Genomic DNA, 22,316 nt, shown 5'->3' with positions numbered 1-22,316 from the left:
ACGAACTATACTCTAGCTCACGTTATCGTATGTACTGATTATGGCACAATCCTTTCGATCCAAACAGCTTCAAACGAATCAACAAGCTAAAGGCTTTTTGATAAAAGCTTCTTTAGTCCTATGTTCTAGTTTTGCTGTGGGTTTGACAGGATGTAGTACTCTGCCAAAACATAGTGTTGAGCCAGTACAATATGCAAAAGATATTGATACTTCTCAGACCTCACTTGCCAAACTGATTACTCCCTTACGTCAGCAGAATCCCAAGCTAACGGGTTATCATGTCTTAAATGATCCGTTGGAGGCTCTAGCAGCCCGCCTAAGATTAATTGATAAAGCTGAAAAGACGTTAGATTTACAATATTACATTTGGGACAACGACAAAGTTGGTGCTTTAGCCTTGCACGCGATTATTCGGGCAGCTGATCGTGGGGTAAAAGTTCGACTTCTTATTGATGACAATAATGCAAAAAAAATAGAAGGGATTCTGCTCGCCCTTTCTCAGCATAAAAATATTGAAGTTAAGCTTTTTAACCCCTACCGTTTTCGTAAATATCGCGCGATGGATATGGTGCTTGATTTAAAACGTATCAATCGTCGTATGCATAATAAAAGTTTTATTGCCGACAATGAAGTTGCTCTTATTGGCGGACGTAACATGACAAATCAATATTACAACGTAAGTGATAGTTATCAATTCTCTGATGTCGATGTGATGTTAGTTGGTGCTGCTGTTGATGACATTGTGAATTCATTTGATGATTACTGGAATCATGAATATGCATATTCAGTTCAAAGTATTGTAAGTCCAGAGCAACATCGTCTACGTTATGAAGGATTAAAAGAGCAACTCGAAGCTCACTACCAACAGGCGACAGTTCAAAACTTTCTAAACTTAACCGCAAAATCACATGCATTTGATGAATGGTTAAATCGTAATATTCAATTCGACTGGGTCAAAGCAGAAGTTGTAAAAGACTCGCCTGATAAAATCAAGTCAAAGGCTAAAAAAGAAGAACACCTAAATTTCCAGTTAATTAACCATTTAGAAAAACCAGAAAGTAACGTTGACTTAATTTCAGCTTATTTTATTCCAGAGAAGCAAGGCGCCAAGATTTTAAGTACTCTTGCTAAAGAAGGTGTTGAAGTGCGAGTTTTAACTAACTCGTTTAAAGCGAATGACGTTGCCGTTGTTCATGCCTTTTATGGGAAATACCGTAAAGAACTTCTTAAAAACGGCGTACAACTTTATGAGTTTTTACCGACACCCGATAAAAGAGATTTAAATAAAAATACAGATGAGCTTGCAACTAAAGCGAAAGTGAACATGAAAGGATTAAGTCGCTCAAGTTTGCATACTAAACTTATGGCATTAGATGAGCAGGTTTTTATTGGTTCATTTAATTTTGATCCACGCTCAGCTTATTTGAATACTGAAATTGGCGTAATTTTAGATAGCCCGTCGTTGGCTAAGACAATTCACCACACGATGGATGAAAATTTAAACAAATTTGCTTATAAGCTAAAGCTAGATCCTAATAATCATATTTATTGGCAGCAAGAAACTCCAAACGGTCCTTTAATTTACAAACAAGAACCAGAGATGAAATGGTGGCAAAAAGCAGGCATGAAATTTCTTTCATGGCTGCCACTTGAAGGATTTATGTAATTAACTTTTTGGCTTAAGTACTTTCTGATGTAGTTGAGCCAATCCTTCTACCATTTTTTCTTGAACTTCGCGCGTTAAACTCTTCACGTCGTGTCCTTCTACAGGAATTGGCGGTAACGTTAGCAAATGAGCCGTTACTTTCGGCATTTCAAGTACACGTTGAATATGTTCAGCAAATGTCATCTCGCCAATGAAAGGAGCAACTGTATCTAATTGCCCATGACGATTTACATAACAAATTAAACATACCTGTACTGGGCGTTGAGCCTCAATAGCAGCCCCGAGTAAACGACCATGTACTTTCTTAACAGAATGCCCATCTGTAGTAGTCGCTTCAGGGAAAAATAGTACAGGAATATTTTGTTTTAAAAATTCAGTAATTTGCTCACGGATTCTAACCGAATCCCCAGACCCACGCTTAATAAATAAAGTTCCACCACCTTTAGCCAGATTTCCTAAAATGGGCCAATTCTCAATTTCGGCTTTAGCAAGGAAGAAAACACGAGCCCCTGAACCTAAAACAGCAACATCTAGCCAAGAAATATGATTACTTACCCATAGGGCAGGTTCTCTAGGAATTGTTCCGTGTACTTCTACATCTAAGTTAAAAACCTGACATAAACGGCGGCAAAAATATTGAACATAGCGTGTATTGACCGGATTATTAGGATCTTTATAAAGGCCATATCGATAAACTAAATAAAAACCTTCACTAATTGCAGCCGTGGCAGAAGTGACTTTTTTTCCGTATAAACCTATTTTTGATAATTTCTTTAACGTTGAATTAACTATACTTTGCGTTTGAGCCATAAAATTTCACTAACGATCAATCATTGTTATACCCATCTCGAGCATTCTATACGTTTCAGAATAAACTTGCATTGATGATAGAGAACGGGAAATAAAATAAATTCAAACATCTCTAATTACATTTAACTAATCTAAAGGATAAGAACAAACGCTTTCCCCTTTTGCTTAAGTTTCATCTAGAATAAAGTTTTCCCATTTTCAGGATTTATAGCCACGTGGAATATGTTGATCGGCATCAAGGCGGTGAACGCACAATTTTAGTGAGTGTTTCTGTACAATTATTAGATGATCTGGATGCCGAAGAGTTTGCTCTACTTGCACAGTCTGCTGGTGCAGATATCCTTGAACATATTAAGGTTCAGCGAAATAAGCCCAATCCTAAATTTTTTATTGGATCAGGAAAAGTCGAAGAAATTGCCGAGCGAGTTCAGGAGTTAGAAGCAAGTCTGGTGATTTTTGACCATGCTTTATCACCCGCTCAAGAACGAAATTTAGAAAGAATATTAAAATGCCGAGTTATTGACCGTACTGGTTTAATTTTAGATATTTTTGCGCTGCGTGCTCGTACGCATGAAGGTAAATTACAAGTCGAACTTGCGCAGCTTAAGCATTTATCTACGCGTCTTATTCGCGGTTGGTCGGCCGACTTTGAACAGCAAAAAGGTGGTATTGGCTTACGTGGTCCTGGTGAAACACAACTGGAAACAGATCGTCGCCTCATTCGTGTTCGTATTGCCCAATTAAAAGATAAATTAGAAAAAGTACATCAAACCCGTATACAAGGGCGTGCTGCAAGACAAAAGGCAGCTATTCCAACTGTTTCACTCGTTGGTTATACCAATGCTGGAAAATCAACTCTATTTAATATTTTAGCGAAAAGTGATGTCTATGCAGCAGATCAACTGTTTGCAACACTCGATCCAACATTACGCCGTTTAGAATGGGATGGGATCGGTACTGTTGTGTTAGCAGATACAGTAGGTTTTGTACGAAACTTACAGCATGATTTGGTTGAATCATTCAAGGCAACACTTGAAGAAACGCTAGAAGCCACACTTTTATTGCATGTAATTGATAGTAATAGCCATGACATGCTTGATCAAATTGAAGCAGTTGAAGGTGTATTAAAAGAAATTGGTGCAGATGCTCCAGTACTTCGGGTGTACAACAAAATTGACCTGAGTGGTGAAGAGGCCAAAATTATTTATGCCGAGCCACATGTCCCAGATCGAGTTTATGTTTCAGCTCATGCTGGCCTTGGTCTAGAATTACTGCAACAAGCAGTACAAGAATGTTTAATGGGCCAAATTCAACATTTCTCACTGACTCTTAAACCGGCTTATGGCAAATTTCGCACCCAACTTTATGCCTTAAATGTGATTGAGTCTGAACATTATGATGATGCAGGCTTATTACATATTGATGTGAAGATTGCACCACATAAGCTAGAAAAGCTTATTCGCCAAGCAAAACTACCTTTGGAAGAAATCTTGGGAGAACATGCTAGTCAATTTAGCCGTCCCTTGGAAGAGTTTGAAATCAAGGGTCAGATCAGTTAAAACTTGATAAGTAAACTTTTAGAGAAAAAAAATATGGATAAGATCAGAAGTATAGACTGGACAGCATGGGTAGTAACTTTACTACTCATTATTGGTTTTCGTGAAGGCTCTGTCATCGTCATGCGTGCTTTTGGTCATCCAGAATTAGGTAATCTGGTCGGCTTAATCAGCTTACTCACTATTTTGATTCTCTGGAGAAAGTTCAAAAAAATCCCTCTTCGGATAGTCGATACCAATAATAAAATTATGAAAGAAAGTGGATTTGCTTTTTTACCCGTTTGTGCTGGCTCCTTAATTATGTTGGTGCATATGGGTAAAGAAATTCCACTGTTCCTTTTTGTTTTAGTGGTCAGCACCCTTATACCTTTGTGGGTCTATGCAAAAATGGCAAAACGTTGGTTATAAGGAGAATAAAATGTTTACGATTTTCTATGGTTTTTTAATCACATTAATTGGTTATCTGTGTGCAAAACCTTTGAACCGACGTTTTCCACAAGTTCCACTTTTAGTTTTCGGCATGTTCATTGTGATTGGGTTACTTTCAGTTTTACAAGTCCCTTATGAACAATATCGTCTTTATGTAAATGAGTTATTTAGCCATTTATTGGGGTATGTGACTGTAGCCTTAGCCATTCCTTTAGCTGCAATGCGTTACGATGACCTTCCAATTAAATCAGTGATTGGTATTTTACTTTTTGCAAGTATAAGCGCGGTTGCTTTGCCTATGGGCCTCGCTTATTTGTTGCATATGTCGGAATCTACCATTCTTGCATTTGCAACACGTGCAGTAACTACCCCAATTGCCCTAAATATCGCAACGTTATTGCATGCTCCTGAAACACTGGTGACCCTTATTGTTATTTTATCCGGGGTTATTGGGGCAGCATTTTCACCATTTTTACTTAAGCATATTCATGATGAGCGTGCTTCCGGTTTAGCCTTAGGTTTAGCTGCTCATGCCATAGGAACAGCTCAAGCTTGGCAGCGCGGATCAGTTGCGGGCCGCTACGCTGCATTTGGTATGGCTTTGAACGGCGTATTTACTGCAATTTGGCTACCTACATTAATGTTGTCACTCGGAACACCATAATTAACAAGCCTATTAAATAAACATTGAACGGTATATAAATTCGAAATAAGATGACCTTTCAATGTTAAAAGGATTTTTAATGATGGGGAAAATTTTTATTGGAGCTTTGCTCTTACTGGGGATTAATACTGCCACATTTGCAGCAGACATTACAGGTCTTTGGCAAACGATTGATGATAAGACTGGTGCGCCCAAAGCACAGGTAGAAATACGAAAAGAAGCAAATGGGACATATGCTGGAAAGATTATCAAAGTTACACCACGTCCAGGTTATACGCCTAAAGAAATTTGTGATAACTGCCCTGCGCCATATACCAATAAACCTATTTTAGGTTTGGATATTGCAACTGGCTTAAAAAAGACAGATGAGCTTAATTATACAGGTGGGAAAATTTTAGATCCGAATACGGGCAAAGTTTATGGGCTTAAAGCAAAACTTAGCGCAACTGGTAAACGTCTTCATATGCGTGGATATCTTGGCGTTTCAGCATTAGGCCGAAACCAAATTTGGTTACGCTTAGAATAAAATTTAAAAATAAAAAAAGCCGCTTATGCGGCTTTTTTATTTTAACTTAGGTACAACCCTCATCTTGCGCTCGTGAAAAGCATTGCTTTCCCTATACTTGCACAGGATTTTCGACAGCAAAGATTTCTTTATCTTCAAGGCGATAAGCCATTAATTTTCGGCCCCAAACACAGCCGCCATCAATATTCTGGATTTGCTCATTAATGCTTCTACCTTCTAGCGCAGCCCAATGACCAAAAATAATCTGATGAGTCTGAGCAGCTTTACTTGGAAATTCGAACCAAGGTAAATAGCCTTCTGGCATTGGCGCATCCAGAGCATCTTTAAAACTGAACTCTAAAGCCCCTTCTGCGTTGGTTAAACGCATGCGGGTCAAATAATTGGTAATACAACGTAACCGCGCAGAACCAGTTAAGTTGTCTTCCCACAAATCTGGTTTTGAACCATACATTTCTGCTAAAAAAGCATCCAATACAGTTAAATCTTCATTTGCGAGTACCGCTTCAACTTCTTTTGCCAAAGTAGCAGTTTTTTGTGCATCCCAAATACAAGGTATGCCTGCATGAGTAAGAATTGTGTGCTCGTTTGGGAATAAACATAATGGCTGTTTACGCAACCAGTCAATTAACTCATCGCCATCAATTGCATCAATAACATCCTGCGTGCGATCTTTTTCTTTAATCTCTTTTAAACCACGCGCGCCAGCAATTAAAGTCAGATCATGATTTCCAAGAACCGTTGCAGCAGCGCCACGATCAGCAAGTTTTTTAACAAAACGTAAGGCACCCACTGAGTTTTCGCCACGAGCGACCAAATCACCCGCAAACCATAAAAAATCTTGGTCGGGATCAAAACGTATTTCTTTAAGTAAGGCTTTCAGAGCTTCGAAACACCCTTGCACATCGCCAATCACATAATTAAAACGTTTAGTCATTTATGTCACCATTTGATCGGCTAAAGCAACAAATTGAGTCAGTGTTAAAGTTTCTGGACGAGCCATCGGATCAACGCCTGCTTTTTCAAAGCCATCTTCAGCGATCATACCTTTAAGGCTATTTCTTAGTGTTTTACGACGTTGGGTAAATACATGACCAACTAAACGAGCTAAAGCTTTTTCATCTTTTGCAATAATTGGTTTTTGTTCATATGGAACAAGGCGGAAAACAGCACTCGTTACTTTAGGTGGCGGGTTAAATGCACCAGCTGGCACTTCAAATAAAAAGGTAGGTTGGCAATAATACTGAATCATTACCGACAAGCGACCATATTCTTTTGTGTTTGGTTCGGCAGTAATACGATCAACCACCTCTTTTTGGAGCATAAAGTGCATGTCTTTAACTTTACTGCCAAATTCCAAGAGATGAAAAAGTAATGGAGTTGAAATGTTATAAGGTAAATTACCAACCACACGTAATGGTCGACCATCTTTTACCAGCTCGTTAAAATCATATTTTAATGCATCAGCTTCTATAATTGTTAAACGTTCAGGATGTGGAACGCGTTCTGGTAAGCCTGCCGCTAAATCACGATCTAGCTCAACAACTGTTAATGCATCACACTCTCCAATTAACGGAGATGTTAATGCGGCCAAACCAGGTCCAATTTCGACAACATTTTCACCTGCACGCGGATTCACCGAGCGCACGATTTTGGCAATGACTCGCTGATCATGTAAGAAGTTTTGACCAAAACGTTTACGAGCTTTATGCCCTTCATCTTTCGGGTTTAGGGCATTAATTTGATACATAGAACATTTCCAACATGAAAAATTTAGCTCGCTGCCAAAGATAAAGCTAAATCGACAGCGACATTTAAACTTGAGCTTTTTGCCAAACCGGTCCCGGCCAAAGACAATGCCGTGCCATGATCGACCGAAGTTCGGATGAACGGCAAACCCAATGTAATATTGATGGCCTCACCAAACCCTTGTGATTTTAACACAGGTAGACCTTGATCATGGTACATGGCAAGTACAGCGTCAGCATTTTTAAGATGCTCAGGGGTAAATAAGGTATCAGCAGGCAAGCTTAGACTCATTTTAATTCCTTGCGCCCGATAAGTTTCGAGCACCGGATTAATGGTCTCAATCTCTTCGCGTCCCAAATAGCCATCTTCACCCGCATGAGGATTTAAGCCACACACTAATATGCGCGGATCTGTAATTTTAAATTTAGTTTTTAAATCATGTATTAAAATATCAATGACCTGATGCAAACGCTCTTTAGTAATTGCATCGGCAACATCTCTTAAGGGCAAATGTGTAGTCGCTAAGGCAACACGCAAAGTTTTGGTTGCAAGCATCATGACGACGCGCTCTACCCCTGCAAATTCTTGATAATATTCAGTGTGGCCACTAAACAAAATACCTGCATCATTAATGACCGACTTTTGCACAGGAGCAGTGGCTACACCCACACTTTTACCAGACATTGCATAATCAGCTGAACGGCGTAATTGTTCTAATACATAAGCCGCATTAGCTGAGTTTAATTGCCCATCAACAACCACCGTTTCTAAAGGTATATGCTCTATATAAAGTTCACCTGAAGACGACGATTCAGCTTGTCCCGTATATTCTAGAAATTGAATATCTATCCCAAGTTTTCGGGCACGTTGTTCTAATAAATTTCGGTCACCCAAAATAACAAGTGGGCGTTCATCAACTCGCTTAGCTAAGCTCAAGCAAATATCTGGACCAATACCAGCCGGCTCACCAGAAGTGACATATAAAGGCAGCACAATCACCCCAGACACATAACGAAAATTTGTTTGATTTTAACATATCCCGCATTCATCAGTTTATGGATTAAATTATATGGCTTAAACTGGATTTTTCTTGTGACTTTGAACAAACTCGTTTAGAATGCTCGCTCCTTTTGTTTGGACAGATTCCATAGTCCAAACCAACTATAATAGGTAGTGGTTTAATGAAAACTCTCAGCGCTAAGCCAGCTGAAGTTCAACATGACTGGTATGTTGTTGATGCTTCTGGCAAAACTTTAGGTCGCCTTGCGACTGAAATCGCTCGTCGTTTACGCGGTAAGCACAAGACTTCTTATACTCCTCACGTTGACACTGGCGATTACATCGTTGTGATTAATGCTGAACAAGTTCAAGTGACTGGTAAAAAAGCACTTGATAAGAAATATTATCGCCATACTGGTTTCCCTGGTGGTATCCGTGAGACTAACTTCGAGAAGTTAATTGCTCACAAGCCTGAAGCTGTTCTTGAAAAAGCAGTTAAAGGCATGTTACCAAAAGGTCCTCTTGGTTATGCAATGATCAAAAAAATGAAAGTGTACGCTGGTACTGAGCATCCGCATGCTGCTCAACAGCCACAAGTTTTGGACATCTAAGGGATACAGCACATGGCTACTAATTATGGTACAGGTCGCCGTAAGACCGCAACTGCACGTGTTTTCTTGTCAGCTGGTACAGGCAAACTCGTTATTAACAACCGTACTTTAGAGCAATATTTCGGTCGTGAAACTGCTCGTATGGTTGTTCGTCAACCTTTAGAACTTTTAGAAGTTACTGAAAAGTTTGACCTTTACATCACTGTTAAAGGTGGTGGTATTGGTGGTCAAGCTGGCGCGATCCGTCACGGTATTACTCGTGCGCTTATCGCTGCTGACGAAACTTTAAAACCTGTTCTTCGTCAAGCTGGTTTCGTTACTCGTGATGCTCGTGAAGTTGAACGTAAGAAACTTGGTTTACGTAAAGCTCGTAAGCGTCCTCAATTCTCTAAACGTTAATTCGTTTACCGAGTTGGACAAAAAGCCTTGGATTTTCCCAAGGCTTTTTTATTATGAAAATAGAACAATAAAACGCAAACTTATAAATATAAACAAAGTATCTCTTTAGAATCGTGATTTCCTACAGCATTTTTAGTATCCTAATCGATTCACTCAACCACGTCGTCTTGTGATATGTCGGTCGAAAATACCTCTATTCAGGGGATTACCCTTTACAGTCATGCTGATGATTTCCGTTCTCATTGGATTCGTTTTTTATTAGCAGAAAAGCAAATCAAATATCAATTGATCGTAACTGACCATGAAGACGAAGATTTAGCGAGCTTAAATCCTTATAACCAATTGCCTATGTTGGTCGAGCAAAATCTTAAATTATTTTCAGCGCCAATTATTGCTGAATATTTAGATGACCGTTATCGACAAGGAAAACTTTACGCAGATGCTCCAATGTTACGTGCAGAGCAACGTCAATATATATGGAGACTCGAAAACGACTGGTTTAAGCTAGCAGATCACATGTTAAAACATGAAGATTCTTTAAATATCGAACAAAAGCAAAAAGCTCAAAAAGAATTACGTGAAACATTAATTTCACTTACTCCTTTATTTCAGCATTTTCCTTATTTTATGTCTGAAAATTTTACAATCTTAGATTGTATGCTTGCCCCTATTTTCGTCAGGCTTAATAGCATGGGAATCGAGTTGCCAAAACAGCAATGCCGACCTATTCTTTTGTATTGTAAACGTATCTTTGAACGACCTTCTTTTGCTAAATCAATGACGCCCCAAGAGAAAAACCGTTACAATGAACAATTAAATATGGAATAGTATGATATGTCTGAGCAAACTATTGATTTAACCCCTACACGTCCTTATCTTGCTCGTGCAATCTATGAATGGATTTGTGATAACCAGCTTACTCCATATCTATTAGTTGATGCGACACAGCCACATACCGATGTGCCACAGCAATTTGTTAAAGATGGGCAAATTGTTTTAAATATAGTGCCTCATGCGGTTCATCAACTCCTTATTACAAATGAAGCTGTTACTTTTTCTGCCCGTTTTGGAGGCGCGTCTAAAAATATCTATGTCCCTATTCAAGCTGTTTTAGGTATTTATGCGCGTGAAAATGGACAAGGTTTGTTCTTTGATCCTGAAGAATATGCCAATGTAGCACCTGTAGAAAATACAGTAGAGTCAGAAGTAGAAGAAACAACTGAATCAACATCGACCAAGAAAAAACCATCACTAAGAATTTTAGATTAAATTTAGAGGAAGAAAGCATGGCATTTGATTTAGTCCAATACTTTGCTGAGCAGATAAAAATTCAAAAGCCTCAGCTTTTAAATCAATATCCAGTTAATGAAAAAAATAAGCTGATTGATGAAGTGAATATTCTTACGCTTGGAAAACTGATTAGTTTATGGCGTCAGAACGATAATAAAATTTACCATGAAATTAAAGCGGCAGATCCACTTTATATTCAGGAAGTTGCTCGCCATTTAACTACTTCTAAGCATAATCAATCAGCTTTAAAAAATGCAGAACTAGAACAGAGTATTTCTGAAATTTTAACCTTGCAGTTAGCAGAACTTAACCAGCTCGATGAAACAGGTGGTTTTGGGCATAATGGCTTAAAAGAATTAATTTTAGGTCAAGTAGAACATTTATCAGGTCAGGCAGAAGATTGGGTTTGGTCAACAAACCATCTAACAGAATTACTTGGTTCTAAACCTGTGGAACAAGAAGAGCTATCATTGGATACAACAATGAAGGAGTTCAACCAAATGGTTCACCAAGCCCAACCTCATCATGATGACTTGCATATTGAAGAACAAGCTGCTGAGATTTCTGTACCGACATGGTCAAAGATTATTGCCCCTGTGGTTGCTTTAGCAATTTTGGGCTATTTGTACTGTGCTTATACACAATTCATTGCTTAAAAATTTGTTTATGCAATCAACTAAAAGCCACCCATAACAGGTGGCTTTTTTATTAGACCAGAATACTAAATAACATTTGCCGTTTTTTAACTTGTTGCCCTTGTTGACCTAAAATATCTTCGACTACCCCATCCACATCAGATCTAATCTGTTGCTGGATTTTCATAGCTTCAAGTATCAGCAAGGTTTGCCCTTTCACGACTTGATCGCCTTTATTGACCAAGATATTGACCACAGCACCGTCCATTGGTGCACGGATTTTACCATCACCAGCCACATCAGCCGTTTCTGGAGCAGCGTAATTCACATTGCGAATCGTAACATTGCCATTGTCTCGATCTAAATAAAGCTGATCGCCATCTAATACATATTGAACACGGCGGCGTACACCCTCAACTACATAAATCATTTGCTCAGCTGTTTTCTCAATGACTTCAATACAAATGGTTTGGTCACAAAGCTGCACAGTAATCTGGTTATTCTCAGAAGATAGCTGCAATTGGATTTGCTGATCATCATATTTAAGTTTTAGAGGTAATGGAACACCAAGCCCAGTTTGCCATGCCACAATCCCTTTACTTTGGCTAAATAATGCTGCTGCAATAGCCAATATTTCTAAAGATAAAACCTGATGATGTAAGCTGCTATCATCTTGAAAATGCTGTTGGATAAATGCCGTATTGGTATCACCAGCGACAATGACTGGATGACGTAGTAAATTAACCAAGAACTGTTTATTGCTGTTTACACCAAGCAAAACACAATCATCTACAGCACGAGCAAGTAAACGAATAGCATCTTCACGGGTTTTACCGTATGCAATCACTTTTGCCACCATCGGGTCATAGAAAGGGCTAACTTCATCTGTTGCCAACATGCCATGGTCAATTCGTACATTTGGCAAAATTGTGGGCTTCCAACGTAGAACTTGACCAGTTTGTGGCAAGAAATTTTGACGTGGATCTTCGGCATACAAACGGACTTCAATTGCATGTCCATTTAAAGTTAACTCATGTTGTTGCAATGGCAACTGCTCACCATTGGCGACACGCAATTGCCATTCAACCAAATCTAATCCTGTAATAAGTTCAGTAACCGGATGCTCAACCTGCAAGCGAGTATTCATTTCTAGAAAATAGAATTCACCCGATGCATCAAGCAAAAACTCAACAGTTCCCGCGCCTACGTAAGCACATGCTTTGGCAGCCGCCACAGCCGCTTCGCCCATTTGCTGACGTAGTTCAGGAGTCATGACCGGACACGGTGCTTCTTCTACAACCTTTTGGTGACGGCGTTGAATCGAACAATCACGCTCGAACAAATACACATAATTGCCATGCGTATCGCCAAAAACCTGAATTTCAACGTGGCGCGGCGCAATCACTGCTTTTTCTAAAATAAGCTCACCTGAACCAAATGCATTTTCAGCTTCTGAACGTGCAGTTAGTAAAGCCTCTACAAGCTCGGAGGACTGCTGTACCAAACGCATACCACGGCCACCACCACCCGCAGAAGCTTTCACCATTATTGGAAAACCAATCTGCTCTGCTTGTGTAGCCAAATATTCAAGGTCTTGACGATCTCCCTCGTAGCCCAGCACACAAGGTACACCTGCTTCAATCATGGCAATTTTTGAAAGTCGCTTACTTCCCATCAACTCAATTGCAGAAGCTGTCGGACCGATAAAAGTAATCTGGTTATCGATACAGGCTTGGGCAAAATCGGTATTTTCTGACAAAAAGCCATAACCTGGGTGCACAGCATCAGCACCTGTTTTTTTGCAGGCTTCTATAATTTTAGCAATGGAAAGATAAGATTCAGATACTTTAGAAGCTCCTATATAAACTGCCTCATCAGCTTCTTGTACATGGCGAGCGTTACAGTCCGCATCAGAATAAACTGCCACCGTTTGATAGCCCATTGCCTTAGCAGTTTGCATGACCCGAACTGCTATTTCACCACGATTGGCAACTAGTACTTTTGAAAATTTCATTGTTTTTATCCTTATCTTTTATTGCTCATCGGCCCAATTCGGCAACCGTTTTTGAATAAAAGCCATCGTTCCCTCTTGCCCTTCAGCACCACCAACCGCTTGAGCAAACTGCTGTGCTGCGTCATCAAGCAAATGATTCAATGGTTCATTGAGTGTTCGATGTAATAGTGCTTTGGTCATACGTGAAGCTTGTGGTGCAGCACGTTTAATGTGCTGAATAGTTTCCTGTAATTCTTGCTCTAGCTCTAATTCATTATGAGCAATCTGATGGACTACTCCGACACTGAGCGCCGTAGGTCCTTCAAAACGCATCCCCAACAAAGCAAGTCGTCTAGCCTGAGTTAGCCCAATACGCTTCACTACAAAAGGAGCAATCTGCGCAGGGATTATTCCTAGCCCAGTTTCAGGTAATCCAAACTGTGCATTGTCACGGCTAATGGCAACATCGGAAACACATACCAGACCAAAACCACCACCCAATACCGCACCTTCTAAAATCACCACAACCGTTTGTGGTGCAGCATCGATCTGTTCAAGCATTGCACCAAAACGGCGGTTAAAATCAGCATAAGGCTGTAAGCTGCCAACATTGCTCGCTTCAACTCTCAAAGCTGCCATGTCTTTAATGTCACCACCTGCGCAGAAAGTTCCGCCTTCACCACGGATGATGACCGCACGAATCGAAAGATCATCACGAATAGCAGTAAAGACCTGTTGAATAGCATTAACCATATTCAAATTCATGGCATTACGGCTCTCTGGTCGATTTAACCAGAGGTATAAAATACTACCGTCCTGTTCTAACTGAATGCTGTCATCAATAGCTAAAGTTTGTAGTGAAACCGAAAGTGTCATTGCCTACTCCTTATTTTTGTTTTTTAGGCAAGATGTCCATGAGCTTACAAATAATCCCCAACATAATCTCATCGGCTCCACCACCAATAGACCCTAAGCGACCATCACGGTACAGCTGCGATGCTGGGTTATCCCACATAAAGCCATTGCCCCCCCAATATTGCAGACAGCTATCTGCCACTTCACGGGTTAAACGTCCTGATTTTAGTTTTGCCATTGAAGCCAGCATCGTGACATCTTCACCAGCAATGTGTTTCTCACATGCTTGGTAGGTTAATGCTTTTAGTGCTTCCACTTCAGTCATGAGTTCAGCAAAGCGGAAATGGATATATTGATTATTAATGAGTGGCTGACCGAAAGTAGTACGATCTTTAGTATAGGCGATGGTCTTTTGGATTAACGTTTCCAACCCTCCAATAGAGTTGGCACATGCCCATAAACGCTCTTCCTGAAATTGCATCATCTGCATCATAAAGCCCATGCCTTCGACACCGACTAAATTACGTTGCGGTACACGCACATTATCTAAATAGACTTGTGCTGTGGTGGTTGAACGCATTCCTAATTTATTGAGCGGTTCTGAAAAACTGATGCCTTTAGTTTTTGCCGGCACAATAATCATCGATTTATTGACGTGTGGTTTATCGTCAGAAGTATTTGCTAACAAACAGAAGAAGTCTGCTTGCAATGAGTTAGTAATCCACATTTTGCTGCCATTGATGACATAATCATCGCCGTCTTTTTTGGCTGTAGTTTTAATGGCTGCCACATCAGAACCTGCATGGACTTCGGACACTGCAATGGATGCCACGTATTCTCCAGCAATGGCTGGTGTTAAAAACTCATCACGTAATTCTTTATGACCAAAACGTGCGAGAGCTGGTGTTGCCATATCGGTTTGAACACCAATGGCTAAAGGCACTCCACCACACGTCGCACGTCCAATTTCTTCAGCAACTACAAGGTTATAAGAATAATCTAAAGCTAAACCACCATTTTCTTCAGGTTTACAAATTCCTAATAAGCCAAGGTCACCCATCTTTTTAAATACATCATGAATCGGGAAACGCCCCACCTCTTCCCATTCTGGAATATTCGGATTCAGCTCATTTTCAACAAATTGACGAGCTGTACGGCGTAATGCTTCATGTTCGGCAGTAAATTTCATTACATTCTTCCTGATAATTTTTTTAATTGCGGTAAAAGTTGTTTAAAAGCGAGACACCCCAAAACGGCTTGGATTCAATGTCCGCTGCTGTGCTTCATAAATGGTTTGTAAAAGGAAAATCAGTAATTTTCGGGTATCTCGTGGGTCAATAATGCCGTCATCATGCAACATAGCCGTATTGAAAAGCGCGGTAGACTGCTGCTCCAATTTTATGGCTGTACTTTGCTCCAGAAAATCGAGCATTTGAGGATTAGGCTCCTGACCAGATGCTTTTTGCTTACCTTCGGCCACAATACGTAAGACTTTTCCAGCCTGAGCAGCACCCATTACGGCAACATGCGAGTTCGGCCAAGCAAAAATAAAATCGGGTGATAAGCTTCGACCACACATCGCGTAGTTTCCTGCCCCATATGACCCAGCCACCACAATCGAAATTTTTGGCACAGTACAATTGGCAACAGCCTGAATTAATTTTGAACCATGTTTGATAATACCGTTTTGCTCTGCATCGGTACCCACCATAAAACCTGTGGTGTTATGCAAAAACAATAGTGGGCGCTGCGTCTGTTCGCACAGGTGAATAAACTGGGCTGTTTTCGCCGCACCTTGAGGAGTAATCGGACCATTATTGGTGATAATACCGATATGCAATCCGCCAATTTTTGCCCAGCCACAAACAGTTAAATCATCATATTCCTGCTTAAATTCTAGAAAATCTGAGTCATCAACAACTCGGGCAACCACCTCTTTCATATCAAATGGCTGTTTAGGATCATTCGGGATAACACCTAATAATTCATCGGCATCGTAACGAGGTTCTTTATAGACCGCATCAACTGGTTTGATTTGTTCTTTCCAGTTCAAATGCTCAAAAATTTCACGTGCAAGTCGAATCCCATCGGCATCATTTTCAGCCAAATATTCTGCGGTTCCGGCAACCTGCGCATGCATTTCTGCCCCGCCCAACTCTTCAGCTGTTGCCACTTCGCCAGTGGCAGCTAAAAGTAAAGGTGGACCTGCAAGTAACATCTCGGTTTGTTTACGTACCGCAATCACATAATCCGAAAGACCGGGTTGATAAGCACCACCCGCAGTTGCATTACCATGTACAACTGCAAGCTGCGGAATGCCTGCCGCTGAAAGACGTGCCTGATTGGCAAAGGTCATACCACCGTAGGTAAATACTTCTGCCGCATAATTTAAGTTAGCGCCACCACTTTCGGTTAGCGTAATCAACGGAAGTTTTTGTTCTAAGGCAATTTTTTGTAAACGTAAGGTTTTCTGTACACCCATGGGTGACATGGTGCCACCCTTAATTGCACTATTACTTGCAGAGACGAGGCAACGCACACCACTGACAAAACCAATGCCCGCAATCACCCCGCCACCAGCTTCCGAACCATCTTTATCATCATGCATGTTGTAACCAACTAAACCACAAAGTTCGATGAAAGGAGAATCGGTATCTAATAATAATCGCACACGCTCATGTGGCAAAATTTTGCCTTTTTTATCGAACTTTGGTTTGGCAGCGTAAGATTTATCAATACTTTTTTGCTGAATTGCACGAATGTCACTCAACTGAGCAAGTAGAGCATCTTTATTTTTTTGATATTGTTCGCTATCAACAGCAATTTCGGATTGGAGAATGGTCATTATCATTCTCCCTCAGTCTTATCTTTTTTAAAAATTTCAGGGATAAACGCACGATGGAAACCGTTATAAGATTCGCTATTTGTCACATCGCTTAGCGGATACATTCGGGTTCCCTGCGATGCGGCACCATCAATACGTAAGGTCACACCGGAGACAAAAGCCGCAGCATCAGATAACAAATAGCAAATTGCTGATGAGACTTCCGACTCCGTTCCCATACGCTTTAAAGGCACATTGCCAGCAAGACTTGGAATAATCACCTTGGCAAAATCACCGCTATAATTGTCCATTCCAGATGAAACGATCCAACCCGGTGCTACAGCATTCACTCGAACACCAGATTTGCCCCACTCGACCGATGCTGTTTTGGTTAAGTTATCAACCCCCGAACGTGCAGCACCTGAATGCCCCATTCCTGGCATGCCGCCCCACATATCGGCAGTCATGTTGACAATACTGCCACCATATTTTGCCATCCATTGGTTATAAGCTTCACGCATTAAATAGAAAGTTGAATGCAGATTATTACGCACGACTGCATCAAAGCCGTTCGCAGAGATATTTTCTAATGCGGAAGGAAACTGACCGCCCGCGTTATTAACTAAACCATCAAGTTTGCCGAACTTCTCAATCACTTCAGCAATCATGTTCTTCACTTGTTCTTCTTCTCGGTTATCACACACAACAAAATGAACGAGTCCGCCATCTTCTGTAATTTCTTGGCTTACTTTTTCCAGTTTTTCAATTTTGCGTCCTGTAATTACGACTTGAGCCCCTAACGCGGCAAGCTCATGTGCAGTACAGCGACCAATTCCTGAACCACCACCGGTCACAATAATGACTTTATTGGTAAAGGCATCAGGTCTAAAAATTGATTGATAACTCATCTTTATTTCATCCATTCATTTTATTTTTCTAAAAGATTTGCCGGAACTTTTACAGGCATATCCAATAATTGTTGAGCAAATGCTTTGCCTTGTGGGTCAATACGCAGGCTTGCCACACCACCGCCCCCTAAGGCATTTTCCATCATAAAATTCAACGCATTTAAACCCGGTAACTCATAACGAATCACTCTTCCTTTCTCAGCATCCAAAACATGTTGCATATAGCTTGTAACAGCTTGCTCTGTGAGTGCTGCACGAACCCAAGGTAAGTATTCTGCTTTACGGGCGATCACCCCAATATTGCTATGATTGCCTTTATCACCACTACGAGCATGTGCAATTTCAATTAAAGGGACTTCTATTTCATCTCCCTGATAAATTGAACTTTCACCAGCTTCTAATGTATTAATTTGCTCTCTAGAAAAACCTTGAGAAACCTCAACTGGATAGCGCTGCCCATCAAAATCGACTTCGACATTGACCTGATTTTTATCAATTAAAAATGAAAATAGTTTAATTACTGGAGATGCTTTAGGCCGACCGCCAACAATACCAGCCAAAGCTGGAGCCATTCCTGTTGAAGCCTGTGCAATTTCAGATGCAAAGAACATACACGCTTCTTTAAACATGTGCTTTACAGCTATTTTCACTACAACTTCGCGGCTATTTAATGCTTGGGCATGTGCTCCATACGTACTTTCTATGCCTAAAATTTCAACAGAATTTTCACTAAAAGGAGGTACTGAACGCATGGCCAGCACACGCTCACATTTAGTTAAAATGGCATCCGCAATGACTTGCGCTTTTTGTGGTGCTTCACGCCCTGCGATTAGAAAACTGACTAAAACCCGATAGCCATCAGGATAAGTTGCACTCACTTTATATTGTGCTGTAGGTGCTTGCCCTGTTGCACCAGTCACATGCACTCGATGCTCACCGACTTGTTCTAGCCGCACCTGACTAAAATCAGCAATCACATCTGGTAATAAATAGGCTTGTGGATTGCCAATTTCATATACGATTTGTTCTGCAACTGTGGCGGTAGAAACTAGACCACCTGTACCTTGTGGTTTAGTGACCACAAATGAGCCGTCCTCACTGACTTCAACCACTGGAAAACCCATATTGTCGAAGCCTTGCACTAAGCGCCAATCAGTAAAATTACCGCCTGTACATTGAGCGCCACATTCAATCACGTGTCCTGCCAATGAGCCTTGCGCCAATTTGTCATAATCCTCTAAAGACCACTGGTATTCATGAAGCAAAGGTGCAAGAACCACAGCCGAATCTACAACACGACCCGTAATCACAATATCTGCGCCTAAATTTAAAGCATCACGAATGGCCACAGCACCTAAATAAGCATTACTACTCGCCACCTGATCAGGCAAAGGCTGGCTGCTAAACATTTCTTGAATATTTTGTTGTTTGAACTGTTCTTGCTTTGCTAAAAGATCATCACCTAAAACCACAGCAACTTTCAGGTTTAAACTATATTCACTAATTATTTTTTGTAAGGCATCCCGACAAGCAAGCGGATTTACCCCACCAGCATTACTAATCACCTTAATCTTTTTTTCTGCAATTTTTTTAATCAGAGGAGCCATTACTCGACTAACAAAGTCCAAAGCATAGCCATGTTTCGGCTCTACCATTTTCGCTTTTGCCATAATCGACATCGTAATTTCTGACAAATAATCAAAAACCAAATAATCAATATCAGTTAAATGCACTAATTGGAAAGCTGCTGTATTGGTATCGCCCCAAAATCCAGAGGCGCAACCTATTTTTACGACACGCTCATCATCCTTCTGATTATTTGCCATCTTATTTCTCATTGTTCTGTTTAAAAATTACACTCAACACTACCAAGCAAGCGCTTGGTTTGTAAAGAGCAAAATGTTATCTTGATGGTGACTAAATCTTCCAAACTCGACATAAGCCCTAAAAAATGTTGAGATTTAGCAAAATTTTTTAGTATTCATTTTTATTTAAAGGGTCAAACTGCACGCATGATTGCTACTTCAATTGAACAGATTCCAAATATCTCTTGCTTTGATGACAGCCCACGGGGCCGTTTATTACAAGGTGCAGCGTACCTATTTCATAAGCAAGGCTATGACAAAACGACTGTGCGTGAACTGGCTCAATTTATTGGAATTCAATCGGGGAGTTTATTCCATCACTTCAAAAGTAAAGATGACATCCTTGCCCATGTGATGGAACAAACCATCACTTATAATCTTGCCCGTTTAAAGGATGCCGTAACCCAATCTCCAGATCCAGAGCAACAGTTACGGGCTCTCATTAAAGCAGAGCTTATCTCAATTACTGGAGATACAGGTGCTGCGATGGCTGTTTTGGTATATGAATGGTTTGCCCTTTCAAAAGAAAAACAAGATTACCTTTTGAAAATGCGTAATGAGTATGAACAAATTTGGTTAGATGTTATTGAAAAATTACGCACAAAGGGCAAGATAAAGCATGATGCCTTTATTTGGCGCCGATTAGTTGGTGGTGCGATTTCATGGACAGTGACTTGGTATAAATCTGAAGGAAAGGTCAAAATTGAGGAATTAACTGAAATGGTTTGGGAGATGGCGTTGAAATGAGTTCAGTGTATTTACGTAAATCTCAAATGGATGACCTAACAGAAGTTAAAATAGCATATGAAAATAGTGTGCAATTGCATCAACCTTGGGCTTATCCACCAGCCGACTTTCAACACTACCTAGCACAAGAACATCGCTATTTCGTTTGTCTAGAGAAAGACCATGCAATTGTAGGAACATTTAATATTTCCAACATTATCAGAGGTTATTTTCACTCGGCTTATTTAGGTTATGAAGTATTTCATCCCTATCAACGCCAAGGATATATGAAAGCAGGCCTGAAATTATTACTGAGTGAAGCATTCGAAAAACTAAACTTACATAGATTAGAAGCAAATATACAACCTGAAAATATTGCTTCAATTCGTCTTATTGCCAAGGCAGGCTTTATCAAAGAGGGCTTTTCTCGACAATATCTTCGAGTAGGTGGAAAAGAGTGGAAAGATCATGAACGTTGGGCAATTTTAAACGAAACATGGAATGAAATCTCATAATATCTATATGAGGTAAGAATGAGATAAGGCAGCTTATTAAAAGCCACCTTATAAATAGACTTAATAACCCAATTGCTTGCTAATCAAATCTTTCATAATTTCTTCAGCGCCACCACCAATCATATTGACCTTCACTTCACGGTAAATACGTTCAGATTTAGTTCCACGCATAAAGCCCATACCACCCAATGTTTGCACAGCTGCATCTGCACAAAATTGCATTGTGCGGGTAGCAACATTTTTAAGCATTGAAATTTGAGCCACGAGCTCTGGCCCCTGTAACTTTGGTTGAGTCATTTTCCAAGCAGTTTCTTCAAGTAAAGCGCGCGTTGAAGTCAATTGTGTTGCCATATCCACCAACTTATGACGGACTACTTGATGATCAATTAATCGCTTACCAAATGTTTTACGTTGCTGAGCCCAATCTAAAGCTTCTTCATAACATACCTGTGCATAACCATAGGCCACTACACCTAAGAAAAAACGCTCCATATTAAAGTTATTCATAATTACTTTAAAACCAGCATTCTCTTTACCTAAAAGATTTGATGCAGGGACTCGTACTTGGTCAAAATGCAAATGTGCTGTATCTGAAGCCCACCATCCCATTTTTTTTAAAGGCGTTTTAGTAATTCCTTCACTGTGCGCATCAACTAACAACATTGAAATGCCTTCAGCACCAGATTTAGTCGGGTCTGTACGCACTGCAACGGTATAGTAATCTGCACGAATTCCCGATGTGATAAATGTCTTCTCACCAGAAATAATATAATAATCACCATCGCGAACAGCTTTAGTTTGTAATGCAGCAACATCTGAACCACCACCTGGTTCAGTAATTGCTAAGGCAGAAATTTTTTCGCCGGAAATAATACTTGGAAGAACTTTTGCCTTTAACTCTTCACTACCAAAATGCTGAATTGGTGGTGCACCAATCGTATGCACCATCAATGAGATATGTACTCCACCAGAGCCAGCCTTCGCCATCTCAATACCAGCCAGCAATGAATAGAATGGATCAGCATCAGGAATACCACCATATTCTTCCGAAAAGCCTAAACCCAATAAACCAATCTCAGCAGCTTTTTTGTATAGTTCTCTCGGGAATGTCTCAGCTTCATCCCACTCATTAACGAAAGGTGCCATTTCTTTTTGTACAAATCGACGAACATTATCAGCAAAAGCAATGTGTTGTTCATTATAGTAAATTGGGTTGGGTTGCATTTTTAGAGAGGTCCTGATGTTTTTATTTAATTCCAGAGCATATCTTGTCATGTTTACTATCAATCAAAAGTTGCA

The 22,316-nt window shown here is 40.3% G+C and carries 23 protein-coding genes; 12 read left to right on the top strand and 11 right to left on the bottom strand.

What is annotated here, in order from left to right:
• Positions 1–40: 40 nt before the first annotated feature.
• Entirely contained in the window at positions 41–1,666 is a 1,626-nt protein-coding gene (locus tag AC2117_RS02635) for a phospholipase D family protein (RefSeq protein WP_133971727.1), read from the top strand.
• Here AC2117_RS02635 and AC2117_RS02630 read toward each other — a convergent pair whose 3' ends face one another.
• The gene (locus AC2117_RS02630; protein WP_133971725.1) at positions 1,667–2,476 is read right to left on the bottom strand and encodes a lysophospholipid acyltransferase family protein; all 810 of its coding nucleotides are present in this window, start codon (positions 2,474–2,476) and stop codon (positions 1,667–1,669) included.
• Between the two features lie 215 nt (positions 2,477–2,691).
• On the opposite strand from AC2117_RS02630, the gene hflX reads away from it, so the two are divergent.
• The 4 genes from hflX to AC2117_RS02610 all read left to right on the top strand — a co-directional run bounded on the left by hflX (position 2,692) and on the right by AC2117_RS02610 (position 5,651).
• Entirely contained in the window at positions 2,692–4,035 is a 1,344-nt protein-coding gene (gene hflX, locus AC2117_RS02625; protein ID WP_133971723.1) for a ribosome rescue GTPase HflX, read from the top strand.
• Between the two features lie 33 nt (positions 4,036–4,068).
• Positions 4,069–4,440 (top strand): hypothetical protein, encoded by a 372-nt coding sequence (locus AC2117_RS02620; RefSeq protein ID WP_042898326.1) that lies wholly within the window; start codon positions 4,069–4,071, stop codon positions 4,438–4,440.
• 10 nt (positions 4,441–4,450) lie between these two features.
• Positions 4,451–5,125, top strand: a complete 675-nt coding sequence (locus tag AC2117_RS02615) for an LrgB family protein (RefSeq protein ID WP_133971721.1) — start codon at positions 4,451–4,453, stop codon at positions 5,123–5,125.
• Positions 5,126–5,207: 82 nt separating this feature from the next.
• On the top strand, positions 5,208–5,651 hold the full coding sequence (locus AC2117_RS02610; protein WP_133976143.1) for a DUF2147 domain-containing protein: 444 nt from the start codon (positions 5,208–5,210) through the stop codon (positions 5,649–5,651).
• A gap of 91 nt (positions 5,652–5,742) precedes the next feature.
• Here the strand turns inward: AC2117_RS02610 and AC2117_RS02605 are convergent, their stop codons facing one another.
• From AC2117_RS02605 to pdxA, 3 genes are read right to left on the bottom strand one after another with little or no spacing between them, the layout of a single operon-like run.
• Positions 5,743–6,585, bottom strand: coding sequence for a symmetrical bis(5'-nucleosyl)-tetraphosphatase (locus tag AC2117_RS02605; RefSeq protein WP_133971719.1), 843 nt, complete (start codon positions 6,583–6,585; stop codon positions 5,743–5,745).
• Positions 6,586–7,398, bottom strand: coding sequence for a 16S rRNA (adenine(1518)-N(6)/adenine(1519)-N(6))-dimethyltransferase RsmA (gene rsmA / locus AC2117_RS02600; RefSeq protein WP_133971717.1), 813 nt, complete (start codon positions 7,396–7,398; stop codon positions 6,586–6,588).
• 23 nt (positions 7,399–7,421) lie between these two features.
• The gene (gene pdxA, locus AC2117_RS02595; RefSeq protein ID WP_133971715.1) at positions 7,422–8,405 is read right to left on the bottom strand and encodes a 4-hydroxythreonine-4-phosphate dehydrogenase PdxA; all 984 of its coding nucleotides are present in this window, start codon (positions 8,403–8,405) and stop codon (positions 7,422–7,424) included.
• A gap of 173 nt (positions 8,406–8,578) precedes the next feature.
• Here pdxA and rplM point away from each other — a divergent pair, with 173 nt between their 5' ends.
• The 5 genes from rplM to AC2117_RS02570 all read left to right on the top strand — a co-directional run bounded on the left by rplM (position 8,579) and on the right by AC2117_RS02570 (position 11,352).
• The gene (gene rplM / locus AC2117_RS02590; protein WP_003656097.1) at positions 8,579–9,007 is read left to right on the top strand and encodes a 50S ribosomal protein L13; all 429 of its coding nucleotides are present in this window, start codon (positions 8,579–8,581) and stop codon (positions 9,005–9,007) included.
• 12 nt (positions 9,008–9,019) lie between these two features.
• Complete coding sequence (gene rpsI / locus AC2117_RS02585) at positions 9,020–9,406, top strand: 30S ribosomal protein S9 (protein ID WP_002048725.1); 387 nt, start codon at positions 9,020–9,022, stop codon at positions 9,404–9,406.
• A gap of 174 nt (positions 9,407–9,580) precedes the next feature.
• Complete coding sequence (locus AC2117_RS02580) at positions 9,581–10,234, top strand: glutathione S-transferase N-terminal domain-containing protein (RefSeq protein WP_075431053.1); 654 nt, start codon at positions 9,581–9,583, stop codon at positions 10,232–10,234.
• Positions 10,235–10,240: 6 nt separating this feature from the next.
• A complete protein-coding gene (locus AC2117_RS02575; RefSeq protein WP_133971713.1) occupies positions 10,241–10,675 on the top strand; it encodes a ClpXP protease specificity-enhancing factor in 435 nt (144 codons plus the stop codon).
• A 17-nt stretch (positions 10,676–10,692) separates the two neighbouring features.
• Positions 10,693–11,352: a hypothetical protein gene (locus tag AC2117_RS02570; protein ID WP_042898320.1), complete on the top strand. Its 660-nt coding sequence runs from the start codon at positions 10,693–10,695 to the stop codon at positions 11,350–11,352.
• Positions 11,353–11,404: 52 nt separating this feature from the next.
• Here AC2117_RS02570 and AC2117_RS02565 read toward each other — a convergent pair whose 3' ends face one another.
• Genes AC2117_RS02565 through AC2117_RS02540 form a run of 6 tightly spaced genes read right to left on the bottom strand, consistent with a single transcriptional unit; the run spans position 11,405 to position 19,737 of the window.
• The gene (locus AC2117_RS02565; protein WP_133971711.1) at positions 11,405–13,345 is read right to left on the bottom strand and encodes an acetyl/propionyl/methylcrotonyl-CoA carboxylase subunit alpha; all 1,941 of its coding nucleotides are present in this window, start codon (positions 13,343–13,345) and stop codon (positions 11,405–11,407) included.
• Between the two features lie 18 nt (positions 13,346–13,363).
• Complete coding sequence (locus AC2117_RS02560; RefSeq protein ID WP_133971709.1) at positions 13,364–14,200, bottom strand: enoyl-CoA hydratase/isomerase family protein; 837 nt, start codon at positions 14,198–14,200, stop codon at positions 13,364–13,366.
• Positions 14,201–14,210: 10 nt separating this feature from the next.
• Positions 14,211–15,368, bottom strand: a complete 1,158-nt coding sequence (locus AC2117_RS02555; RefSeq protein ID WP_133971707.1) for an acyl-CoA dehydrogenase family protein — start codon at positions 15,366–15,368, stop codon at positions 14,211–14,213.
• Positions 15,369–15,410: 42 nt separating this feature from the next.
• On the bottom strand, positions 15,411–17,024 hold the full coding sequence (locus AC2117_RS02550; RefSeq protein ID WP_133971705.1) for an acyl-CoA carboxylase subunit beta: 1,614 nt from the start codon (positions 17,022–17,024) through the stop codon (positions 15,411–15,413).
• 2 nt (positions 17,025–17,026) lie between these two features.
• Positions 17,027–17,911 carry an SDR family oxidoreductase gene (locus AC2117_RS02545; protein WP_197730972.1) on the bottom strand — a complete coding sequence of 295 codons (885 nt, stop codon included), beginning with the start codon at positions 17,909–17,911 and terminating at the stop codon, positions 17,027–17,029.
• 20 nt (positions 17,912–17,931) lie between these two features.
• A complete protein-coding gene (locus AC2117_RS02540) occupies positions 17,932–19,737 on the bottom strand; it encodes an acyclic terpene utilization AtuA family protein (RefSeq protein ID WP_133971701.1) in 1,806 nt (601 codons plus the stop codon).
• Between the two features lie 186 nt (positions 19,738–19,923).
• Here AC2117_RS02540 and AC2117_RS02535 point away from each other — a divergent pair, with 186 nt between their 5' ends.
• The gene (locus AC2117_RS02535) at positions 19,924–20,523 is read left to right on the top strand and encodes a TetR/AcrR family transcriptional regulator (RefSeq protein WP_042898314.1); all 600 of its coding nucleotides are present in this window, start codon (positions 19,924–19,926) and stop codon (positions 20,521–20,523) included.
• Complete coding sequence (locus AC2117_RS02530) at positions 20,520–21,017, top strand: GNAT family N-acetyltransferase (RefSeq protein WP_133971699.1); 498 nt, start codon at positions 20,520–20,522, stop codon at positions 21,015–21,017. Before AC2117_RS02535 ends, AC2117_RS02530 begins: the two co-directional genes overlap by 4 nt.
• Before the next feature lie 60 nt (positions 21,018–21,077).
• On the opposite strand, the gene AC2117_RS02525 is transcribed toward AC2117_RS02530, so the two are convergent.
• Positions 21,078–22,241 carry an acyl-CoA dehydrogenase family protein gene (locus AC2117_RS02525; protein ID WP_133971697.1) on the bottom strand — a complete coding sequence of 388 codons (1,164 nt, stop codon included), beginning with the start codon at positions 22,239–22,241 and terminating at the stop codon, positions 21,078–21,080.
• Positions 22,242–22,316: the final 75 nt, after the last annotated feature.

Source organism: Acinetobacter calcoaceticus (assembly GCF_900520355.1).
Classification (GTDB): domain Bacteria; phylum Pseudomonadota; class Gammaproteobacteria; order Pseudomonadales; family Moraxellaceae; genus Acinetobacter; species Acinetobacter calcoaceticus_C.
Note: the sequence above shows the minus strand (reverse complement) of the source record. Positions and strands in the feature narration are given on the sequence as shown.

What these genes read in the sequence shown, in the direction of transcription:
- AC2117_RS02635 (WP_133971727.1), top strand. Translation starts at nt 41, where the DNA reads ATGGCACAATCCTTTCGATCCAAACAGCTTCAAACGAATCAACAAGCT.
- AC2117_RS02630 (WP_133971725.1), bottom strand. Translation starts at nt 2,476, where the DNA reads ATGGCTCAAACGCAAAGTATAGTTAATTCAACGTTAAAGAAATTATCA.
- AC2117_RS02620 (WP_042898326.1), top strand. Translation starts at nt 4,069, where the DNA reads ATGGATAAGATCAGAAGTATAGACTGGACAGCATGGGTAGTAACTTTA.
- AC2117_RS02615 (WP_133971721.1), top strand. Translation starts at nt 4,451, where the DNA reads ATGTTTACGATTTTCTATGGTTTTTTAATCACATTAATTGGTTATCTG.
- AC2117_RS02610 (WP_133976143.1), top strand. Translation starts at nt 5,208, where the DNA reads ATGGGGAAAATTTTTATTGGAGCTTTGCTCTTACTGGGGATTAATACT.
- AC2117_RS02605 (WP_133971719.1), bottom strand. Translation starts at nt 6,585, where the DNA reads ATGACTAAACGTTTTAATTATGTGATTGGCGATGTGCAAGGGTGTTTC.
- rsmA (WP_133971717.1), bottom strand. Translation starts at nt 7,398, where the DNA reads ATGTATCAAATTAATGCCCTAAACCCGAAAGATGAAGGGCATAAAGCT.
- rplM (WP_003656097.1), top strand. Translation starts at nt 8,579, where the DNA reads ATGAAAACTCTCAGCGCTAAGCCAGCTGAAGTTCAACATGACTGGTAT.
- rpsI (WP_002048725.1), top strand. Translation starts at nt 9,020, where the DNA reads ATGGCTACTAATTATGGTACAGGTCGCCGTAAGACCGCAACTGCACGT.
- AC2117_RS02580 (WP_075431053.1), top strand. Translation starts at nt 9,581, where the DNA reads ATGTCGGTCGAAAATACCTCTATTCAGGGGATTACCCTTTACAGTCAT.
- AC2117_RS02575 (WP_133971713.1), top strand. Translation starts at nt 10,241, where the DNA reads ATGTCTGAGCAAACTATTGATTTAACCCCTACACGTCCTTATCTTGCT.
- AC2117_RS02570 (WP_042898320.1), top strand. Translation starts at nt 10,693, where the DNA reads ATGGCATTTGATTTAGTCCAATACTTTGCTGAGCAGATAAAAATTCAA.
- AC2117_RS02565 (WP_133971711.1), bottom strand. Translation starts at nt 13,345, where the DNA reads ATGAAATTTTCAAAAGTACTAGTTGCCAATCGTGGTGAAATAGCAGTT.
- AC2117_RS02560 (WP_133971709.1), bottom strand. Translation starts at nt 14,200, where the DNA reads ATGACACTTTCGGTTTCACTACAAACTTTAGCTATTGATGACAGCATT.
- AC2117_RS02555 (WP_133971707.1), bottom strand. Translation starts at nt 15,368, where the DNA reads ATGAAATTTACTGCCGAACATGAAGCATTACGCCGTACAGCTCGTCAA.
- AC2117_RS02550 (WP_133971705.1), bottom strand. Translation starts at nt 17,024, where the DNA reads ATGACCATTCTCCAATCCGAAATTGCTGTTGATAGCGAACAATATCAA.
- AC2117_RS02545 (WP_197730972.1), bottom strand. Translation starts at nt 17,911, where the DNA reads ATGAGTTATCAATCAATTTTTAGACCTGATGCCTTTACCAATAAAGTC.
- AC2117_RS02540 (WP_133971701.1), bottom strand. Translation starts at nt 19,737, where the DNA reads ATGGCAAATAATCAGAAGGATGATGAGCGTGTCGTAAAAATAGGTTGC.
- AC2117_RS02535 (WP_042898314.1), top strand. Translation starts at nt 19,924, where the DNA reads ATGATTGCTACTTCAATTGAACAGATTCCAAATATCTCTTGCTTTGAT.
- AC2117_RS02530 (WP_133971699.1), top strand. Translation starts at nt 20,520, where the DNA reads ATGAGTTCAGTGTATTTACGTAAATCTCAAATGGATGACCTAACAGAA.
- AC2117_RS02525 (WP_133971697.1), bottom strand. Translation starts at nt 22,241, where the DNA reads ATGCAACCCAACCCAATTTACTATAATGAACAACACATTGCTTTTGCT.